General features: G+C 62.5%; 20 protein-coding genes. 9 read left to right on the plus strand and 11 right to left on the minus strand.

Annotated features, from left to right (window positions below):
- The first annotated feature begins 55 nt into the window (after positions 1 to 55).
- The 6 genes from O3301_RS14720 (at position 56) to O3301_RS14745 (ending at position 7,583) form a co-directional block, all read left to right on the plus strand.
- Positions 56 to 772, plus strand: coding sequence for a DsbC family protein (locus O3301_RS14720; RefSeq protein ID WP_034785648.1), 717 nt, complete (start codon positions 56 to 58; stop codon positions 770 to 772).
- 132 nt (positions 773 to 904) lie between these two features.
- On the plus strand, positions 905 to 1,363 hold the full coding sequence (locus O3301_RS14725) for a (2Fe-2S)-binding protein (RefSeq protein WP_289912256.1): 459 nt from the start codon (positions 905 to 907) through the stop codon (positions 1,361 to 1,363).
- Between the two features lie 10 nt (positions 1,364 to 1,373).
- Entirely contained in the window at positions 1,374 to 3,638 is a 2,265-nt protein-coding gene (locus O3301_RS14730; RefSeq protein WP_305056724.1) for a xanthine dehydrogenase family protein molybdopterin-binding subunit, read from the plus strand.
- A gap of 13 nt (positions 3,639 to 3,651) precedes the next feature.
- Positions 3,652 to 4,260 carry a nucleotidyltransferase family protein gene (locus O3301_RS14735; protein WP_305053956.1) on the plus strand — a complete coding sequence of 203 codons (609 nt, stop codon included), beginning with the start codon at positions 3,652 to 3,654 and terminating at the stop codon, positions 4,258 to 4,260.
- A 27-nt stretch (positions 4,261 to 4,287) separates the two neighbouring features.
- Entirely contained in the window at positions 4,288 to 6,198 is a 1,911-nt protein-coding gene (locus O3301_RS14740) for a M61 family metallopeptidase (RefSeq protein ID WP_305056725.1), read from the plus strand.
- Between the two features lie 215 nt (positions 6,199 to 6,413).
- A complete protein-coding gene (locus O3301_RS14745; RefSeq protein ID WP_305056726.1) occupies positions 6,414 to 7,583 on the plus strand; it encodes a GGDEF domain-containing protein in 1,170 nt (389 codons plus the stop codon).
- Here the strand turns inward: O3301_RS14745 and O3301_RS14750 are convergent.
- The 7 genes from O3301_RS14750 to rpe form a co-directional block, all read right to left on the minus strand.
- Positions 7,534 to 7,998, minus strand: a complete 465-nt coding sequence (locus O3301_RS14750; RefSeq protein ID WP_305056727.1) for a hypothetical protein — start codon at positions 7,996 to 7,998, stop codon at positions 7,534 to 7,536. The genes O3301_RS14745 and O3301_RS14750 overlap by 50 nt on opposite strands.
- A 19-nt stretch (positions 7,999 to 8,017) precedes the next feature.
- Positions 8,018 to 8,818: an indole-3-glycerol phosphate synthase TrpC gene (trpC, locus tag O3301_RS14755; RefSeq protein ID WP_305056728.1), complete on the minus strand. Its 801-nt coding sequence runs from the start codon at positions 8,816 to 8,818 to the stop codon at positions 8,018 to 8,020.
- A gap of 33 nt (positions 8,819 to 8,851) precedes the next feature.
- Positions 8,852 to 9,895, minus strand: a complete 1,044-nt coding sequence (gene trpD / locus O3301_RS14760; protein ID WP_289899385.1) for an anthranilate phosphoribosyltransferase — start codon at positions 9,893 to 9,895, stop codon at positions 8,852 to 8,854.
- A gap of 65 nt (positions 9,896 to 9,960) precedes the next feature.
- On the minus strand, positions 9,961 to 10,524 hold the full coding sequence (locus O3301_RS14765) for an aminodeoxychorismate/anthranilate synthase component II (protein ID WP_305053962.1): 564 nt from the start codon (positions 10,522 to 10,524) through the stop codon (positions 9,961 to 9,963).
- Position 10,525: 1 nt separating this feature from the next.
- A complete protein-coding gene (gene trpE, locus O3301_RS14770) occupies positions 10,526 to 12,022 on the minus strand; it encodes an anthranilate synthase component I (RefSeq protein WP_289912250.1) in 1,497 nt (498 codons plus the stop codon).
- A gap of 269 nt (positions 12,023 to 12,291) precedes the next feature.
- Entirely contained in the window at positions 12,292 to 12,996 is a 705-nt protein-coding gene (locus tag O3301_RS14775; protein WP_289919228.1) for a phosphoglycolate phosphatase, read from the minus strand.
- Complete coding sequence (gene rpe / locus O3301_RS14780) at positions 12,996 to 13,670, minus strand: ribulose-phosphate 3-epimerase (RefSeq protein ID WP_077399332.1); 675 nt, start codon at positions 13,668 to 13,670, stop codon at positions 12,996 to 12,998. Before rpe ends, O3301_RS14775 begins: the two co-directional genes overlap by 1 nt.
- Positions 13,671 to 13,835: 165 nt before the next feature.
- Here rpe and apaG point away from each other — a divergent pair, with 165 nt between their 5' ends.
- Complete coding sequence (gene apaG, locus O3301_RS14785; RefSeq protein WP_034785627.1) at positions 13,836 to 14,210, plus strand: Co2+/Mg2+ efflux protein ApaG; 375 nt, start codon at positions 13,836 to 13,838, stop codon at positions 14,208 to 14,210.
- Between the two features lie 24 nt (positions 14,211 to 14,234).
- On the opposite strand, the gene O3301_RS14790 is transcribed toward apaG, so the two are convergent.
- Positions 14,235 to 14,381, minus strand: a complete 147-nt coding sequence (locus O3301_RS14790) for a hypothetical protein (protein WP_305050247.1) — start codon at positions 14,379 to 14,381, stop codon at positions 14,235 to 14,237.
- A gap of 94 nt (positions 14,382 to 14,475) precedes the next feature.
- Here O3301_RS14790 and O3301_RS14795 point away from each other — a divergent pair, with 94 nt between their 5' ends.
- Positions 14,476 to 15,660, plus strand: a complete 1,185-nt coding sequence (locus O3301_RS14795; protein ID WP_369812195.1) for a murein transglycosylase A — start codon at positions 14,476 to 14,478, stop codon at positions 15,658 to 15,660.
- Between the two features lie 40 nt (positions 15,661 to 15,700).
- Here O3301_RS14795 and O3301_RS14800 read toward each other — a convergent pair whose 3' ends face one another.
- Complete coding sequence (locus O3301_RS14800; RefSeq protein ID WP_099665562.1) at positions 15,701 to 16,138, minus strand: universal stress protein; 438 nt, start codon at positions 16,136 to 16,138, stop codon at positions 15,701 to 15,703.
- A gap of 137 nt (positions 16,139 to 16,275) precedes the next feature.
- Positions 16,276 to 17,595: an MFS transporter gene (locus O3301_RS14805; protein ID WP_305056729.1), complete on the minus strand. Its 1,320-nt coding sequence runs from the start codon at positions 17,593 to 17,595 to the stop codon at positions 16,276 to 16,278.
- A 63-nt stretch (positions 17,596 to 17,658) separates the two neighbouring features.
- Between O3301_RS14805 and O3301_RS14810 the strand changes: the two genes are divergently transcribed.
- The gene (locus O3301_RS14810; RefSeq protein ID WP_305056730.1) at positions 17,659 to 18,435 is read left to right on the plus strand and encodes an enoyl-CoA hydratase; all 777 of its coding nucleotides are present in this window, start codon (positions 17,659 to 17,661) and stop codon (positions 18,433 to 18,435) included.
- 104 nt (positions 18,436 to 18,539) lie between these two features.
- Here O3301_RS14810 and O3301_RS14815 read toward each other — a convergent pair.
- A partial coding sequence (locus tag O3301_RS14815; RefSeq protein ID WP_305056731.1) for a hypothetical protein occupies positions 18,540 to 18,783 on the minus strand: 244 nt, incomplete at its 5' end.

Genomic DNA, 18,783 nt, shown 5'->3' on the forward strand with positions numbered 1-18,783 from the left:
GGGCCAGAGGCGAGTCCCGCCAGGCGTTTCAAGTGGAGAAGTGATAGTGATAAAAATGAGCAGAATCGCATTGGTACTGGCCTCGGGCCTGATGATGTCGTGCGCCGGCGCGGAAACGCCAACGGAAGCGAACATCAAAAAGCTGATCGAGCCGCGCCTGGGCGAAGGCGCCAAGGTCGATTCGGTCAAGGAAACGCCGTACGGCGGCCTGTACGAAGTGCGCACGGGCGGCGACATCCTCTACACGGACAAGGCCGCGCAATACCTGTTCGTCGGCCACGTCTTCGACGCCAAGACGTCGCAAGACCTGACCAAGGTGCGCCTGGACGAAGTCAACCGCATCAAATTCTCCGACTTGCCGCTCGATTCCGCCATGAAGACCGTCAAGGGCAATGGCAAGCGCGTGATCGCCGTGTTCGAAGATCCGAACTGCGGCTATTGCAAGCGCTTCCGCCAGAACGCGCTGAAGGAAATCGACAACGTCACCGTCTACACCTTCATGTACAACATCCTGTCGCCGGACTCCATCGTCAAGTCGCGCAATGTCTGGTGCGCGCCGGACCGCAACAAAGCATGGGATGACTGGATGTTGAACGGCAAGGCACCAGCCACGGTGGCCGCCACCTGCGCCAATCCGCATGAAAAAATCCTGGCCCTGGGCCAGCAATTGCGCGTGTCGGGCACGCCTGCCATCTTCTTTGCCGACGGCAGCCGCATTCCGGGCGCAGTCGATGCGAAAACGCTGGAACAGAAATTCTCGACCATTAAGTAATCCGGGCTGTCGCCAGGAAGGCTGGACGGCGCGCCCTCGCAAGGCGCGCTTTTTTTTGCACTTTTTTCCGCTGTCGTATCATCAAGTGTTGTTTGTAGACGCCATAACAATTCAAAAAAGGAGAAGCAGCAGATGATTACCCTGAATATCAACGGACGCGACACGCAGGTCGATGCCGATCCTTCCACGCCCATCCTGTGGGCGCTGCGCGATAACCTGAACATGACGGGCACCAAGTTCGGCTGCGGCATGGCGCTGTGCGGCGCCTGCACGGTGCACCTCGACGGCCAGGCCATCCGCTCGTGCATCACGCCGATTTCCTCCGTCGGCACGCAAAAGATCACCACCATCGAAGCGATGGAAAACGACCAGGTGGGCAAAGCCGTGCAGGCGGCGTGGGTGCAGCACGACGTGCCGCAATGCGGCTACTGTCAAAGCGGCCAGGTGATGAGTGCCACGGCGCTGCTGCGCACCAACAAGGCGCCCAGCGATGCCGACATCGACGGCGCCATGAGCGGCAATATCTGCCGCTGCGGCACCTATCAACGGATCCGCGCGGCCATCAAGGACGCGGCCAAGACCCTGGCCTGAGGAGAGCGACATGCGTATCGAATGGTTGAATCAGGAAGCATTGCAGCATGGCGGGGTAACCCTGGGCGCGGCGCTGGCATCGGCGCCTGTTACCGTGGCGGATGGCGTGTCGCGGCGCGGTTTCATGAAGGCCGGCGCAGTGGCCGGCGGCGGCTTGATGCTGGGCTTTTTCCTGCCGGGCGCAGGCAAGCTGGCGCAGGCGGCCGATGCCGCACCCGCCAAGCCCGTGTACGCGCCAAACGCTTTCCTGCACATCGCCCCCGATAACACGGTGACGGTGCAGGTGAACCGGCTGGAATTTGGCCAGGGCGTGCAAACGAGCTTGCCCATGCTGATCGCCGAGGAACTCGACGCCGACTGGAGCCTGGTGCACGGCGCACTGGCGCCTGCCGGCGAGCAGTACAAGGATGCCGCCTACGGCATGCAGATGACGGGCGGTTCGGGCAGCATCGCCCATTCGTTTACGCAGTACCGCGAAATCGGCGCCAAGGCGCGCGCCATGCTGGTGGGCGCCGCCGCCGCGCAATGGAAAGTCAGCCCTGACCAGGTGCGCGCCGCCAAGGGCGTGCTGTATGGCCCCGGCGGACAAAAGGCCACGTTTGGCGAACTTGCCGACGCGGCCATGCGCCAGCCGGTGCCCGTCACCGTCAAGCTGAAGGACCCGCGCGACTTTGCCATCATCGGCAAGCCCGTGAAACGCCTGGACGCGGCCGCCAAATCCACGGGCAAGCAGCAGTTCGGCATCGACTTCAAGCCTCCTGGCGCGAAAGTGGCCATGGTGGCGCGCCCGCCCGTGTTTGGCGCGAAAGTGGCGAAATTCGACGCCAGCAAGGCGAAAGCCATCAAGGGCGTGCTGGACGTGCTGGAAGTCAAAACCGACCGTGGCGGCAGCGGCGTGGCCGTGATCGCCGAAGGCTACTGGCCGGCCAAACAGGGGCGCGACGCGCTGGTGATCGAATGGGACACGAGCGCCGTGGAAAAGGTCAGCAGCGACAAGCAGCTGGCCGCCTTCAAGGCGCTGGCGAAAACGCCGGGCACGGTCGCCAAACCTGCCGACATGGCCAAGCTGGCCTCGGCGCCGAAAAAGATCGAAGCCGTCTACGAATTTCCCTACCTGGCGCATGCGCCGATGGAGCCGCTCAATTGCGTCGTCGACCTGCAGGCAGACAAATGCACGATGTGGGTGGGTTCGCAATTCCAGACGGGCGACCAGGCGGCCATCGCGGCGACCTCCGGCCTGAAGCCGGAGCAGGTGACCCTGCACACGATGATGGCCGGCGGCGGCTTTGGCCGGCGCGCCGTGCCCTCGTCCGACTACGTGGTCGAAGCCGTCAACGTCGCCAAGGCGTATCGGGCGGCGGGCAAGGGCGGCCCGTTAAAGCTGATGTGGAGCCGCGAGGATGACATCAAGGGCGGCTACTACCGGCCGTCGCACGTGCACCGCGCGCAGATCGGCCTCGACGCCAAGGGGAAAATCCTCGCCTGGGACCATACCATCGTGGGCCAGTCCATCATGGCCGGCACGCCGTTCGAAGCCTTCATGGTGAAAAATGGCGTCGACGGCACCATGGTCGAAGGCATGGGCGAGCCGTACACCCTGCCGATGAAACTGTCCGTGCACACGGCCAAGGCGAACGTGCCCGTGCTGTGGTGGCGCTCCGTCGGCTCGACGCACACGGCCTTCGTCATGGAAACCCTGATCGATGAGGCGGCGCACGTGGCGAAGATGGATCCCGTCGCCTACCGCAAGCAGCTGATCGACGCCAAGCATACGCGCCACATCGCCGCCCTGGACCTGGCCGTGGCCAAGTCCGGTTACGGCAAGAAGAAGCTGCCGAAGGGGCAGGCCTGGGGCGTGGCCATGCACGAATCGTTCAATTCCGTGGTTGCCTACGTGGTGACGGCGTCGGTGGTGCAAGGCGCGCCCAAGCTGCACCAGGTATGGGCGGGCGTGCATTGCAACCTGGCCGTCAATCCCCTGACGATCGAGGCGCAAGTGCAGGGCGCCGCGCTGATGGCGCTGGGCATGACGATTCCTGGCGCAGCCATCACGCTCAAGGATGGCGTGGTGGAGCAGCAGAACTTCGGCGACTACCCCGTGCCGCGCATGCCCGACATGCCGGTAATCGAGGTGCACTTGGTGCCGTCTGGCGATGCGCCGACGGGCATGGGCGAGCCGGGCGTGCCGCCGCTGGCGCCCGCCTTCGCCAACGCGCTGTTCGCGCTGACGGGCAAGCGCTTGCGCAAGCTGCCATTCGATTTGGCGGCCGCATGACGGTAGCGGTTTTTTGAGCACGGTCGGCATCTTGCTGGCAGCCGGAAGGGGACGCAGGTTCGACCCTTCCGGCGTGCAGAACAAATTATTGCAGCCATTGGCGGAAGGACCGCACGCGGGTCTGCCGGTGGTGGTGGCGGCGGCGAGGAACATGCTGGCTGCCTTGCCGCGCGTGCTGGCCGTGGTGCGCCCCGACGATGCCGAGGTCGCGCGCCAGCTCGGTGCGCTGGGCTGCGAGGTGCGCGTCTGCCATGATGCCGACACGGGCATGGCCGCCTCGCTCACCTGCGCCATCGGTCACGTACGCGGCGCGCCGGGCTGGCTGATCGCCCTGGGCGACATGCCTAGTGTGGAAGCGGCTACAATCGCCGCCTTGTCGCACGCCATCGGCGATGGCGCGCGCATCGCCGTGCCCGTGTTCCGGGGACGGCGCGGCAATCCTGTCGCGTTCAGCGCCTTTCACTTGCCGCTGCTGCTGGCACTCGATGGCGACCAGGGCGCGCGCAGCATCGTCAACAGCCATGCCGTGTGCGAAGTAGCAGTGGACGACAGCGGCATCTTGCGCGATATTGATACACCTGACGATTTGTCGCCGGCGCCTGGCGCGCCTGGGCGATTGTAGAACATCCATGCCAGACACGAGGAAAACATGAAGAAAGCACCGATTCAAAAAATCACCGCCAAGGCGGGAGCCAAGGCAAGCGGCAAAGCCACAAGCAAAGCCGCGGCAAAAACCGCAGTGAAAACCACACCGGCCGCCGGCATCATCTACAGCATTGCCGCAGCCGACCTGGCCGGTCACATGTTCAAGGTGACGTTGACCGTCAAGTCGCCGGCCGCCATCGGCCAGGTATTTGCCTTGCCGGCCTGGATTCCGGGCAGCTACATGATCCGCGAATTTTCGCGCAATATCGTCAGCATCCGCGCCGAGTCCGAGGGCAAGGCCGTGGCGCTGACCAAGCTGGACAAGCATTCGTGGCAAGCCGCCCCGTGCACCGGCGCCTTGACGGTCGAATACGACGTCTACGCCTGGGACTTGTCCGTGCGCGCCGCGCACCTGGACCAGAACCACGGCTTCTTCAACGGCACCAGCGTGTTCCTGCGCGTGCTGGGCCAGGAATCCGATGCGCACGAAGTGCACATCGTGCAGCCGAAGGATGCGGTCTGCAAGACGTGGAGAGTCGCCACCACCCTGCCGGAATTGAAAGCGAAGCGCTATGGCTTCGGCAGCTACCAGGCGGCCAACTACGATGAGCTGATCGACCACCCGGTGGAGATGGGCGACTTCGCGCTGGCCACCTTCACCGCGCATGGCGTGCCGCACGATATCGTCGTCACGGGCAAGGTGCCGAACCTGGACCTGGACCGTTTGTGCCGCGACCTGAAAGCCATCTGCGAAACGCAGATCGCCTTCTTCGAGCCAAAGACAAAGAAAGCGCCGATGGACCGCTATGTGTTCATGACCATGGCCGTCGGCGACGGATACGGCGGCCTGGAACACCGCGCCTCGACGGCGCTGATCTGCGCGCGTGCCGACCTGCCGACGACGGCGTCGACCAGCACGGAAATCGGCGACGGCTACCTGAAATTCCTGGGCTTGTGCAGCCATGAGTACTTCCATACCTGGAACGTCAAGCGCATCAAGCCGGCCGCCTTTGCGCCGTACAACCTGCAGGCGGAAAGCTATTCGCCGCTGCTGTGGCTATTCGAGGGATTCACCAGCTATTACGACGACCTGATGCTGGTGCGCGCGGGCCTGATCGATGAAGCGGCCTATTTCAAGCTGCTCGGGAAAACCGTCAACAGCGTGCTGCGCGGCAGCGGCCGCACGAAGCAAAGCGTGGCCGATTCCAGCTTCGACGCCTGGGGCAAGTACTACCGCCAGGATGAAAACGCGCCGAACGCCATCGTCAGCTACTACACCAAGGGTTCGCTGATCGCACTGGCCTTCGATCTGACACTGCGCACGAAGACGAATGGCGAAAAGTCGCTGGACGACGTGATGCAGGCGTTGTGGCAGCGTTATGGCCGCGATTTCTACAAGGGCAAGGGAGAAGGCAAAGGCCGCGGCGTGACGCCTGCCGAAGTCGAAGCCCTGTTCGATGAAATTGCCGGCACGCGCCTGAAACCGTTCTTCGAGCGCTACATCCGCGGCACGGACGACGTGCCGCTGGCGCGCCTGCTGGCGCCGTTCGGCGTGAAATACAGCGACGCGCGCAAGGCTGAAAAGGCCAGCCTGGACGTCAACCTGGGCCGCGACGGCAACGATGCCAAGCTGGCGCAGGTGCACCAGGGCGGCGCGGCGCACGTGGCCGGCCTGTCGGCGGGCGACGTGCTGGTGGCCATCGATGGCTTGCGCGTGACGGGTAACCCGGCCAACCTGGACACCTTGCTGGGCCGCTACGCCGTCGGCGCCAAGGTGGCCATCCACGCCTTCCGCCGCGACGAGCTGATGACGTTCGCGGCCGTGCTGCAAGGCGATCGCGTGCCCGGCGTCAGCCTGGCGCTGCTGCCGGCGCCGAAGAAAGCCACGGGGCCGAAGCGTCCTAGCGCGGCATGATGCTCATGCGGTAAGACAGAAAACCGGCCGTCACTGGCCGGTTTTTTATTTCAAGCAGCAATTTCCCAAATGCAACTTATCCGGTGAAACTGGCGGCTTGCCATCATATTTACTGCAAATGAACTAATTTTTCTTTAACTAAACTAAAATTGCCGAACCGCTTCTTTTAGATCGCGCCCAACGTGCAAACCCTCGATCCTCGAACGATTATGCTGATGACCACGCTGATGTGCGGGGCGATGAGCATCGTCATGTTCTCGGTGTACCGCAGTTTCCGGCGCGAGGTGCATGGCCTGGGGCATTGGGCGGCCGGCTTGCTGTTGCTGGTGTGCGCGTCCCTGCTGTTCGGCACCCGCGAAGTGCTGCCGCCGGCATTGTCCATGATCGCGGCCAATGCGGCGCTGGTGGCCGGCATCGGCCTGTCGATGCTGGGCACGGAGAAATTCTTTGGCCTGGCGCCCAGCCGCCGCGCCTATCTGCTGATACTTGCCCTGGCCATCGCCGGCAATAGCTGGTGGTTGCTGGCGCAGCCCGATTTTTCGGCGCGCGTGGCGGTCTTTTCCCTGCTGGTCTTCCTGTTTTATGCGCGCCAGGTGCAACTGGTGTGGCGCCATGGCGAGCGCCATTTCTCGAGTTTTTTCTTTGCCGCGCTGATGCTGATGCAAGCCGTCGTGGTGCTGGCGCGCGGCGTGTCTGCCTTGCTGCATGGCGGCGCCAGCGTGAACCTGACGGTGGCCGGCACGCCGGCCGGCATCTATCTGGCGGTCGCCAATTTCATGGCGCTGCTGCTGACGGTGGGCTTCATGACGATGGCGACGCGCCGCCTGCAGCAGATACTGGAGCGCCGCTCGACCCACGATCCTCTGACCCAGGTGCTGAACCGGCGCGGCTTTGGCGACGCCTATGCGCGCGAGATAGACAATCTGCGCCGCCGCCGCTTGCCGTTGACATTGCTCAGCATCGACCTCGATTACTTCAAATTGATCAATGACCGCCACGGTCACGCGGTGGGTGACCGGGTGCTGGCGCACGTGGCCACCGTTATCAAGGGCGCCTTGCGCGAATCGGATTGCGTGGCGCGTTTCGGCGGCGAGGAGTTCGTCGTGCTGATGCCGGACATGCCGGCGCATAATGCGTTGGGCGTGGCCGAACGCATCCGCGCCTTGCTGCGCGAGCCCAGTCATGCGGGGCTGCCGCCGTGTACGGTCAGCATCGGCGTCGCTTGCCAGGCGTCGGTGGTGGAAGGGCTGGAACAGCTGTTGTCGCGCGCCGATGCGGCCCTGTACCTGGCCAAGGAACGGGGACGCGACCGCATCGAACTCGATACCGCCGCGTTTACTGTGGACCGGACAAGGTCCGCAGCTGGAATTGGTACTGCTCGTTGAACAGGAAGGTTTCGGAGAAATCGAAGGTCCGGGCGTGGCGCTGCATCAGGTGTGCCGCTGGCGGAAAGAGGGTGGGCACGCGCCGCACGGCGGCCAGCGCCGCGGCCGATGCTTCGCTGTCGCGCGAACGGTGTACGTGCACGCTTTTCAGCTCGCCGTCAGGGCCCACGCTCAGGTCGAGCACGACGATGGCCGGCAGCATGGGTGGCAGGCGCCCGTTGAACGTGTAGGCGGCGTTGGCCGCCATGATCTGCTGCGCCACCAGCGACTTGTAGGCGTCGATGCTGGCCGCGAGTTGTATCGCGGCCGGCGTGCGAGGGGGCGTGGACGTGGGCGTGCTCACCGCCGGCGGGGCTGCAGTCTGGCAGGCCGACAGCAGGCTGGCGGCGGCAAGGACGATAATTCCGTATCTCATGCTACCAGCCTACCATGGTTTAACCGAACAGGCGTTCCAGCTCCACGCCGGGGTCGGGCGCGCGCATGAACGCTTCGCCCACGAGGAAGCTGTGGATGTGCGCATCGCGCATGCGTTGCACGTCGGCCGTGCCGTGGATGCCCGATTCCGTGATGATCAATTTGTCTTGCGGGATGCGCGGTAACAGCTTGATGGTCGTGTCGAGCGACGTTTCGAAGGTGCGCAGGTTGCGGTTGTTGATGCCGATCAATGCGCTCTTGAGTTTCAGGGCCGCCGTCAGTTCGTCGCCATCGTGGCTTTCGATCAGCACGCCCATGCCCAGTTCGTGGGCGCACGCTTCCATCTCCGCCATCAGGCCATGGTCGAGCGCAGCGACGATCAGGAGGATGCAGTCGGCACCCATGGCGCGCGCTTCATAGATCTGGTACATGTCGACCATGAAATCCTTGCGCAGCACGGGAATGGCGCAGGCGGCGCGCGCCTGCTGCAGGTATGCCACGGATCCCTGGAAGAACTGTTCATCCGTCAGCACGGACAGGCAGGCCGCGCCATGCGCGGCATAGCTGGCGGCGATGTCGGCAGGGAGGAAGTCGGCGCGAATGACCCCTTTCGACGGCGACGCCTTTTTCACTTCGGCGATGATGCCGGGCTTGCCGGCGGCGATGTGCTGGCGCAGGCTCGCTTCGAAGCCGCGCAGGCCGGCGCGCAGGGCGCCGTCGCTTTCCACGTCGCCGCGCAGGCTTGCCAGGCTGCGGCGGGCCTTGGCCTTGGCCACTTCATCGGCTTTCACGGCCAGGATTTTATCGAGTATGTCGGACATGATGGTCGCTATTCTATAAAGGAGGGCGGCAGCTTACGCTTGCGCCGGAGTGCCCAGCTGTTGCGTGACCTGCACGAATTGAGCGAGTTTCGCCAGGGCCGCGCCCGAACTGACGGCCGTGCGCGCGCGCGCCAGGCCGTCTTCGATCGAACTGGCCACGCCGGCCGCGTACAGCGCCGTGCCCGCGTTCAGGGCCACGATGTCGGCGGCCGCACCGGGCTCGCCGCGCAGCGCTTCCATCATCTTGGCTTTCGATTCCACGGAATCGGCCACCTTCAGGTTGCGGCTGGCGATCATCGACATGCCGAAGTCTTCGGGATGGATTTCATATTCGCGGATTTCGCCGTTGACCAGTTCGCCGACCATGGTGGCCGCGCCCAGCGACACTTCATCCATGTTGTCGCGGCCATACACGACGATGGCGTGCTGCGCGCCCAGGCGCTGCAGCACGCGCACCTGGATGCCGACCAGGTCGGCGTGGAATACGCCCATCAAAATGTTCGGCGCGCCGGCGGGATTGGTCAAGGGGCCCAGGATATTGAAAATGGTGCGCACGCCCAGTTCCTTGCGCACGGGCGCCGCATGTTTCATGGCCGCGTGGTGGTTGGGCGCATACATGAAGCCGATGCCCGTTTGCGCGATCGACTGGGCGATCTGCTCGGGCTGCAGGTTGATGTTGACGCCCAGCGAGTCCAGCACGTCGGCGCTGCCGGACGAGGAAGAGACGCTGCGCCCGCCATGCTTGGCCACGCGCGCGCCGGCGGCCGCCGCCACGAACATCGAGGCGGTGGAAATATTGAACGTGTGCGCGCCGTCACCGCCCGTGCCGACGATGTCGAGCAGGTTGGTGGTGTCGGCCATGGGCACCTTGGTGGAAAACTCGCGCATCACTTGCGCGGCCGCGGCGATTTCGCCGATGGTTTCCTTTTTGACGCGCAAGCCCATGGTGAGGGCGGCGATCATGGTGGGCGACATTTCGCCGGACATGATCTGGCGGAACAGGTACAGCATTTCGTCGTGAAAGATTTCGCGGTGTTCGATGCAGCGCAGCAGGGCTTCTTGTGGTGTGATCGGCATGATGCTTCCTTCTTCAATGATGGCGCAGGAGGACACTGATGGCACGCCGTGGCGTGCGCGGAGAATCAGCGCTCGAGAAAGTTCTTCAGCAGGGCGTGGCCGTGCTCCGAGAGGATCGATTCGGGGTGGAACTGCACGCCCTCGATATCGTATTCCCGGTGGCGCACGCCCATGATTTCGCCGTCGTCCGTCCACGCCGTCACTTCCAGGCAGGAAGGCAGCGAGGCGCGTTCGATCGCCAAAGAGTGGTAGCGGATCACTGTGAAGGGGCTGGGGATGTCCTTGAAAACGCCCACGCCCGTATGCGCGATGAGGGAAGTCTTGCCATGCATGACTTGCTTGGCGCGGATGACGTTGCCGCCAAACGCTTCGCCGATGGCCTGGTGGCCCAGGCACACGCCCAGTATCGGCTTCTTGCCGGCGAAGTGCTTGAGCACTTCCACGGAAATGCCCGCCTGTGCCGGCGCTTTCGGACCGGGCGAGATGCAGATGCGGTCCGGGTTCAGCGCCTCGATCTGTGCGATCGTGATTTCATCGTTGCGGTAGACCCGCACGTCTTCGCCCAACTCGCCGAAATACTGCACGATGTTGTAGGTGAAGGAGTCGTAGTTGTCGATCATCAGCAGCATCTTAAAACCCTCCATCCAGGCCATCTTGCACTTGTTCGGCGGCGCGCAGTACGGCACGCGCCTTGTTTTCCGTTTCCTGCCATTCCATTTCGGGGATGGAGTCGGCCACGATGCCGGCAGCGGCCTGCACGTACAGCATGCCGTCCTTGACCACGCCCGTGCGGATGGCGATCGCCACATCCATTTCGCCGCCAAACGACAGGTAGCCGCAGGCGCCGCCATAGATGCCGCGCTTGGTGATTTCCAGTTCGTCGATCACTTCCATGGCGCGCACTTTCGGCGCGCCCGTCAGGGTGCCGGCGGGGAAGGTCGCGCGCAGCACGTCCAGGTTCGACAGGCCGTCTTTCAGCTTGCCTTCCACGTTCGAAACGATGTGCTGCACGTGCGAGTATTTTTCGATGACCATGCGGTCGGTGACTTGCACGCTGCCCGTCTCGGCGATACGGCCGATGTCGTTGCGCGCCAAGTCGATCAGCATCACGTGCTCGGCGATCTCTTTCGGGTCGGCCAGCAGCTCGGCCGACAATTCGGCGTCGCGCTCTGGCGTGGCGCCGCGCGGACGGGTGCCGGCGATCGGGCGCAAGGTGACTTTCTTGCCGCCGTCCGCCGTCTTTTCGTTACGCACCAGAATTTCCGGCGAGGCGCCGATGATCTGCATGTCACCGAAATTATAGAAGTACATATACGGCGACGGGTTGAGCGAACGCAAGGCGCGGTACAGAGTCAGCGGCGAATCGACGTAAGGTTTGCGGATGCGCTGGCCGATCTGCACCTGCATCAGGTCGCCCGCCATCACGTATTCATGCGCCTTGGCGACGGCCTTCAGGTAATCTTCCTTGGAAAAGTCGCGGATGGTTTCCGTGCGTACGGAAGCGCTGGTGACAGGCGCATCGACACCGCGGCGCAGCATCATGCGCAAGTCCTTCAGGCGCTGCTGCGCTTTCGAAAACGATTCTGGCTGCGTGGTGTCGGCGTAGACGATCAGGTAGAGCTTGCCGGACAGGTTGTCGATGACGGCCAGTTCTTCCGTCACCATCAGCTGGATGTCGGGCAGCTTCAAGTCATCTTTCGGCGCGCCGCCGGCGAGTTTTTTCTCGATGTGGCGCACGGTGTCGTAGCCGAAGTAGCCGGCCAGGCCGCCGCAGAAGCGCGGCATGCCGGGGCGCAGGGCCACCTTGAAGCGCGACTGGAATTGTTCGATGAAGTCGAGCGGATTGCCTTCGTGTTCTTCGATCACGCTGCCGTTCTTGACGATTTCGGTGCGTTTGCCATAGCTGCGCAACACGGTCGTGGCGGGCAAGCCGATGAAGGAATAGCGGCCGAAGCGTTCGCCGCCGACGACGGATTCGAGCAGGAAGGTGTTCTTGCCACCTTGTTGCGCCTGTGCCAGTTTCAGGTACAGGGTGAGCGGGGTTTCCAGGTCGGCGAACGCTTCCGCGATCAGGGGGATGCGGTTGTAGCCTTGCTGGCCCAGCGATTTGAATTCGAGTTCGGTCATGTTTCTCTCCATGCCGTCAGGGTATGAGTGTGCATAGTGCACAAACCCTGCGGTGGGTTATCAAAAAACTTGCCGGGACACGCAACGTGCGCAATATGCGCAAACGACGTGTGTACAACCGGCAGCAATCGTAACGGCTCGGCCCTTAAGCCTGCCAGGATTGCCAGCGTCGCCAAAGCCAGGCCTCAATCGAGCCGGTTTGGGTGACATTGTGTTTTTTGATGAGAAACGTGTTCACGATATGGTGTTGGGTTTGGTCAGTATGCCGGTTAGTTTTGCATGCCAATAAAACGGGCTGCTTCGAGCAGTGTCTTTACTATACCATCGGAATCGGTATCGTGTATAGAGTGTCCGTGATTGTAGCCGTACGGTACCGTCAGTACGGGGCAAGCCGCAGCCCTGGCCGCTTGCGCGTCATTCGAGGAGTCGCCGATGGCCACCACTTTGGATGGCGGCAAGTCGAAGTCCGCACACACTTGCAGCAGCGGCATGGGGTGCGGTTTTTTCTGCGGCAGCGAATCGCCGCCATAGACGATCTCGAAATACTGGTCCAGGTTTTTCAGTTTCAGCAGGGGCAGGGCGAAGGCGATCGGCTTGTTGGTGACGCAGGCCAGGCGCAGGCCCGCCGCCTTCATCGCCGCCAGTCCCGCTTCGACCTCCGGATACAGGGTGCTGAACTGGCCATTGATGGCCAGGTAGTGACGCTGGTAGCCCTCCATCGCCTGCTCGAAACGCTGTTCCACGCCGGCGTCATCGAAGTCGAGCGCCAGCACGGTGCGGATCAGGTTTTCCGAGCCCTTGCCCACCATCAACTTGATGGCGTCGGCGCTGATGGGCGCCAGGTCCAGTTCTGCGCGCATGCCATTGATGGCGACATGAAAATCGGGCACGGTGTCGAGCATCGTGCCATCGAGGTCGATGATGGCGGCGCGCACGCCAGCCAGTACGTGGTCTTTCACCGTGCCCGCCTGCATCAGTTGCCCACCGTTTTGGCCAGCTCGGCGCGCATGGCGTCGATGACGGCCTTGTAGTCCGGCTTGCCGAAGATGGCCGAGCCGGCGACAAAGGTGTCGGCGCCGGCGGCGGCAGCGGCGGCGATGTTGTCGATCTTGATGCCGCCATCGACTTCCAGCATGATGTCACGGCCCGACTCGTCGATCATGCGGCGCGCTTCGGCGATTTTCTTCAGCGCTTGCGGAATGAAGGACTGGCCGCCGAAGCCCGGGTTGACGGACATGATCAGGATGATGTCGATCTTGTCCATCACGTGTTCCAGGTAGTGCAGCGGCGTGCCCGGGTTGAAAACCAGGCCCGATTTGCAGCCATTGTCGCGGATCAACTGCAAGGAACGGTCGACGTGATCCGACGCTTCCGGGTGAAAGGTGATGATGTTCGCGCCAGCCTTGGCGAAATCCGGGATAATGCGATCGACAGGCTTGACCATCAGATGCACATCGATGGGCACTTGCACGTGCGGGCGAATCGCTTCGCACACCAGCGGGCCGATGGTCAGGTTCGGCACGTAATGGTTATCCATCACGTCGAAGTGGATGATGTCGGCGCCGGCGGTAACGACGTTGCGCACTTCCTCGCCCAGGCGGGCAAAGTCGGCGGACAGGATGCTGGGAGCGATACGGAATGTTGTCATGGTGAAGTAGCCAAAGGATAGAAAATGCGATTTGCGCTATTTTACGCCTGACGCCGTTACCATGCCTCATTGAAGTACGGTGAAATACAGAATACGCATCGCGCGATGGCCAATGCGTCGCGCGCGACACACAATATGACTGGCAATGTCTGAAGAGGAATGACGATGGCGACTTATGAATTTACGGTAACGGTCAAAACGCAATATCTGCCCGATCAATCGGCACCGGACCAGGGGCGGCACGTGTTCAGCTACACGATCCGCGTCGTCAACACGGGCACGGCTGGCGCGCAACTGATTTCGCGCCACTGGGTCATCACGGATGCGAACAACAAGGTGGAAGAGGTGCGCGGCCTGGGCGCCGTCGGCCACCAGCCGCTGTTGCAGCCGGGCGAGCAATTCGAATACACGAGCGGCACCATGCTGGGCACGCCGCAAGGCTCGATGCACGGCGAATACTTCTGCGTGGCCGAAGACGGCCATCAGTTCGAAGCGCCGATTCCCGAGTTCGTGCTGTCGGTGCCGCGTACCCTGCATTAAGGAAACGCCGGGGGGCTTGCCCCCTTATTTCAGTTTTTCGGTGGCGTCCTGTTCTTCACTGAGCTGCTTGCGCGCCGGCGGTGTGGGCTTTTTGCCCGAATACATGGTCCACCAGACTATAAATGCCAGCAAGAAGAACGCCACCAGCGCCTCTATCATCAAGATCCACATACGCATCCCTATGTTATTTACCCGCAGCCCATTTATCAGCCGTCTGTTTACACGCGGTAGTCTACCTGTTTCAATCGGCGCCGTCGCGCTTGTCTTGTCCGCCTGCACCACGCCGCCCGTCGCGCCGCCCGCGGCTTCCAGCGGCAAGGCGCCCGCCATTGCGCCGACCGTCGTCAAGCCTGTGCCTGCCAAGCCGGCCGATGCCAAGGATGCCACGGATGTGGCGGCGCCCACCTTCGTGCCCGCCAAGTTTGCCGCCTTGCCAGGCTGGGCCCGCGACGACATGCGCGCCGCCTGGCCCGCCTTCATGGCTTCGTGCGGCGTGCTGGTGAAACGTCCGGACTGGAAGGAATCGTGCACGATTGCGCGCCAGGTCAATGCCGACAGCGACAAGGCCATCCGCCTGTTTTTCGAGACTTTCTTTGTGCCAAATCAAGTCGTCACCGCCGATGGCGCCAATACTGGACTGGTGACCGGTTATTACGAGCCATTGCTGCACGGCGCGCGCAAGCGCGGCGGTCCATATCAGACACCGCTGTACAAGGTGCCTGACGATCTGGTCTCGGTGGACTTGTCCGGCGTGTATCCGGAACTGAAAAACATGCGCTTGCGGGGCAAGCTGGTCGGCAAGAAGGTGATACCGTACGCAACCCGCGCCGACATCGAGCGCGCCACGTCCGTCGCGGGCAAGGAATTGCTGTGGGTGGATGACGAAGTCGAGGCGTTCTTCCTGCAAGTGCAGGGTTCCGGGCGCGTACAGCTGACCGATACGCAGGAAACCGTGCGCGTGGCGTATGCGGATCAAAACGGCCATCCATACAAATCGATCGGCCGCTACCTGGTCGACAAGGGCGAGCTGACCCTGAGCCAGGCGTCCGCGCAAGGCATCAAGGCGTGGATCGCGGGCCATCCCACGCGCAAGGATGAATTGTTCAACGCCAACCCGAGCTATGTCTTCTTCAAGGAAGAGCGCTTGCCCGATCCGAAAGTGGGGCCGAAGGGCGCGCTGGGCGTGCCGCTGACGCCGCAGCGCTCGGTAGCCATCGATTCGCGTTTCCTGCCGCTGGGCGCGCCCGTGTTCTTGTCCACCACGCAAGCCAATAGCGAGATTCCCATGCAGCGCCTGGTGATGGCGCAGGATACGGGCGGCGCCATTCGCGGGCCGATCCGGGTCGATTATTTCTTTGGCTTTGGCGCGGAAGCGGCCGAGAATGCGGGCCGCATGAAACAGAGCGGCGCCGTGTGGGTGTTGTTGCCGAAGCAGGCGCCGGCGCGCTGAGTTTCTCGCGGCGCCGGGCGGGGATTGCGCTAGCGCAAGGTTAGCGCAGGACCATGACGGGTAAATGGGTGTGGGCCAGCACTTTTTGCGTTTCGCTGCCCACGAACAGCTTGTTCAAGCCCTTGCGGCCATGCGAGGCCATCAGGATGATGTCGCAATGGTAGGTTTGCGCCGCATTGACGATTTCATCGTGCGGGCTCGGCGACACGGCCACCACGCCTTCGAAAGACACGCCGGCAGCGCTTGCCGCTGCGCCGATCTTGTCGATGGCGCGTTGTGACGCTTCCTGCATCTGCTGTTCATACAGGCTGGCGTCGAGCACGATGCCGCCGTCGGCCATCGGCGAGAACGGGAAGGGCTGCACCACGCTGATGGCGACCAGCTTGGCCTTGTTCAGTTGGGCGAAGGCGAGGGCGGTCTCGGCGGCTTTGTCGGACAACGGCGAGCCGTCGGTGGGAAATAAGATGGTGTTAAACATGGCGTGCTCCTCAAGTGATGTAAGACAGCTTATGGATTTACATCAATTAAAACCTTGATATAAATCAAACCTCGCAGGCTTTGGCGCGAATAGTGTCGCCAAGGCAATCTTTTGGCAGTGTATGCCCGTTCATCGCTTCAGGTGCGCACGCTACGCAGCGGCGTGCCCCACACCATGGCCACCGTCAACAGGATGCTGCCGGCCGCGATACAGGCCAGGCCATTGCGCACGCCAAAGTGTTCCGCGATCCAGCCGGCGGCCAGCGCGCCCAGCGGCGCCGTCGCCACCGTCAGAAAGCGCATGGTCGACGTCATGCGGCCCAGCATGGGGTCGGGCGTCACCTTCTGGCGCAGGCCCAGGTAGGGAATAAAGAACAGCATCACGCCGCAATCGAAAAAGAACATCAATATGGCATACGCCACGGCGCTGGCGGCCGCGCTGCCGAACAGTGCTGCCGGAATCGTTGGCGTCAGGGCAAAGCACACGGAGGTGGATGCCAGGCCGATCAGGATGGTGCGGCCGGCGCCGTAGCGCTTCGTCAATGGCTTGACGATGAAGGCGCTGAGCAAGACGCCGGCGCCGCCCAGCATCTGCGTCATGCCCAGCACGCCAGGGCTCATGCCCAGATCGCGCGTGGCGAACAGCACCGTCAAGGCCATGCTGGCGTAAAACAGGAAGTGCCAGATGCCGGCGCCCCAGGCCAGCGCGCGCAGCAGCGGCTCGCGCCACACGAACAGTAAGCCGTCGGCGATGTCGCGCAAGGCGTGCTTGTCGGATGGCGCCGGGCGTGGGTCGCGCACGCTCATGGCACGCAAATTGAAGACGGAAATCAGATAACCGCACGCCGTGCACAGGATGGCGACGGGCGCGGACAAGACCTGCACCAGCACGCCGGCCAGGCCGGGACCGATCAGGCGCGAAGCCGATTCGGTGGCGGCAAATTTCGACTGCGCATCGATCAAGCCATCGCGGCCCACGAGGAAAGTCAGAAACACCTGCTCGGCACCGCCGCCCACGACGAAGCCCGTGCCGATGATGAACCCTACTATATATAACCACGGCATCGACAGCACGCCGCACCAGTAAGCCACTGCCACGCTGGCCAGGGCCAGGCCGGACATGCTTTCGCTGAACAGCATGATCGGGTGCTTGCTGCGCCGGTCCAGCAGCACGCCGACGGGCAAACCGAACAGGGCGAACGGCAGCGCCTGCAAGGCAACCAGCACGCCCATCTGTTCCGGCGTCGCATGCAGTAACAGCACCGCGCACAGGGGCAGGGCCAGTGAGGTGATCTGGGCGCCGAAGCAATTGAGGCTGTTGCTGAACCACAGGCGGCGGAAATCGACGCTGGCGGCGCTGCCGTCGCCGCGCAGGTAATGGGCGCAGTACTGGAAGAGGGAGGAGAAAATATCTTGCTCGATATGAAAATGATCAGGCTCACAATAATAGCAGCGCACCTGCCGCGCCGCTGCCGTTAGCCGCTACAATCGTTGTCACCGTGTTCATCCAGAGGAGACTATATGCAATACGAAGACTTGATCATCGATATCCAGGACAAAGTGGCGGTCATCCGCCTGAATCGCCCGAAGGCCTTGAATGCCTTGAACGACAACATGATGAATGAGCTGGGCAACGCCTTGCTGAAATTCGATGCGGATGACAATATCGGCTGCATCGTGCTCACGGGCAGCGAAAAAGCGTTTGCCGCCGGCGCCGACATCGCCGCCATGGCCGATTACACCTACCCGGACACCTTTACCCAGGGCTACATCAGCCGCAACTGGGAACATATCTTGCGCGTGCGCAAACCTGTGGTGGGTGCGGTGGCCGGCTATGCGCTCGGTGGCGGTTGCGAACTGGCCATGATGTGCGATTTCCTGATCGCCGCCGACAGCGCCAAATTTGGCCAGCCGGAAATCAAGGTCGGCGTCACGCCGGGTGCGGGCGGCACGCAGCGCTTGCCGCGCGCCATCGGCAAGGCCAAGGCCATGGATCTGCTGTTGACGGCGCGCACCATCGATGCCGCCGAGGCGGAACGTATCGGCCTGGTATCGCGCGTCGTGCCGGCCGATAAGTTGCTGGAAGAAACCCTGACTGCCGCCAAGACTATCGCCGCCATGCCGACCTCGGTGGCCATGATGATCAAGGATTGCGTCAACCGCGCGTTTGAAACGACCTTGACCGATGGTGTCGCCTACGAGCGCCGCTTGTTCCAGGCCGCCTTCGGTACGCCTGCACAAAAAGAAGGCATGCACGCTTTCCTGGAAAAGCGCTTGCCAAACTTCGACGGTCTTTGATATGATTCGCCTCCCCGATGAGACGCACTGGTTTGCGGCACAAAAGGGACAGCCTTCCGGGGCTGGGTAGTAAAAAAGAAGGTTGACGAAATGGCCGAAACGCTTCATACTCTTCCTTCTTCGCAGCTGACAAACACAACGCTTTGTCGATAGCGCGAAAGCAGTACCGAATACAGTTCTTTAACAATTAACAGTCGATAAGTGTGGGCATTTGATGTAGGTGCAGCAGCGATCTTCGGATTGCTGTAATACTTAAAATATATCAAATGTTCACAAGAAATAATGAAATAGGCGCTACGAAAGTAGTGGCCTGTCAGTTTTTTGAGTGAGCGACCCATCAGCAATGAT

It is taken from the genome of Janthinobacterium sp. SUN211 (assembly GCF_030587315.1).
Classification (GTDB): domain Bacteria; phylum Pseudomonadota; class Gammaproteobacteria; order Burkholderiales; family Burkholderiaceae_D; genus Janthinobacterium; species Janthinobacterium kumbetense.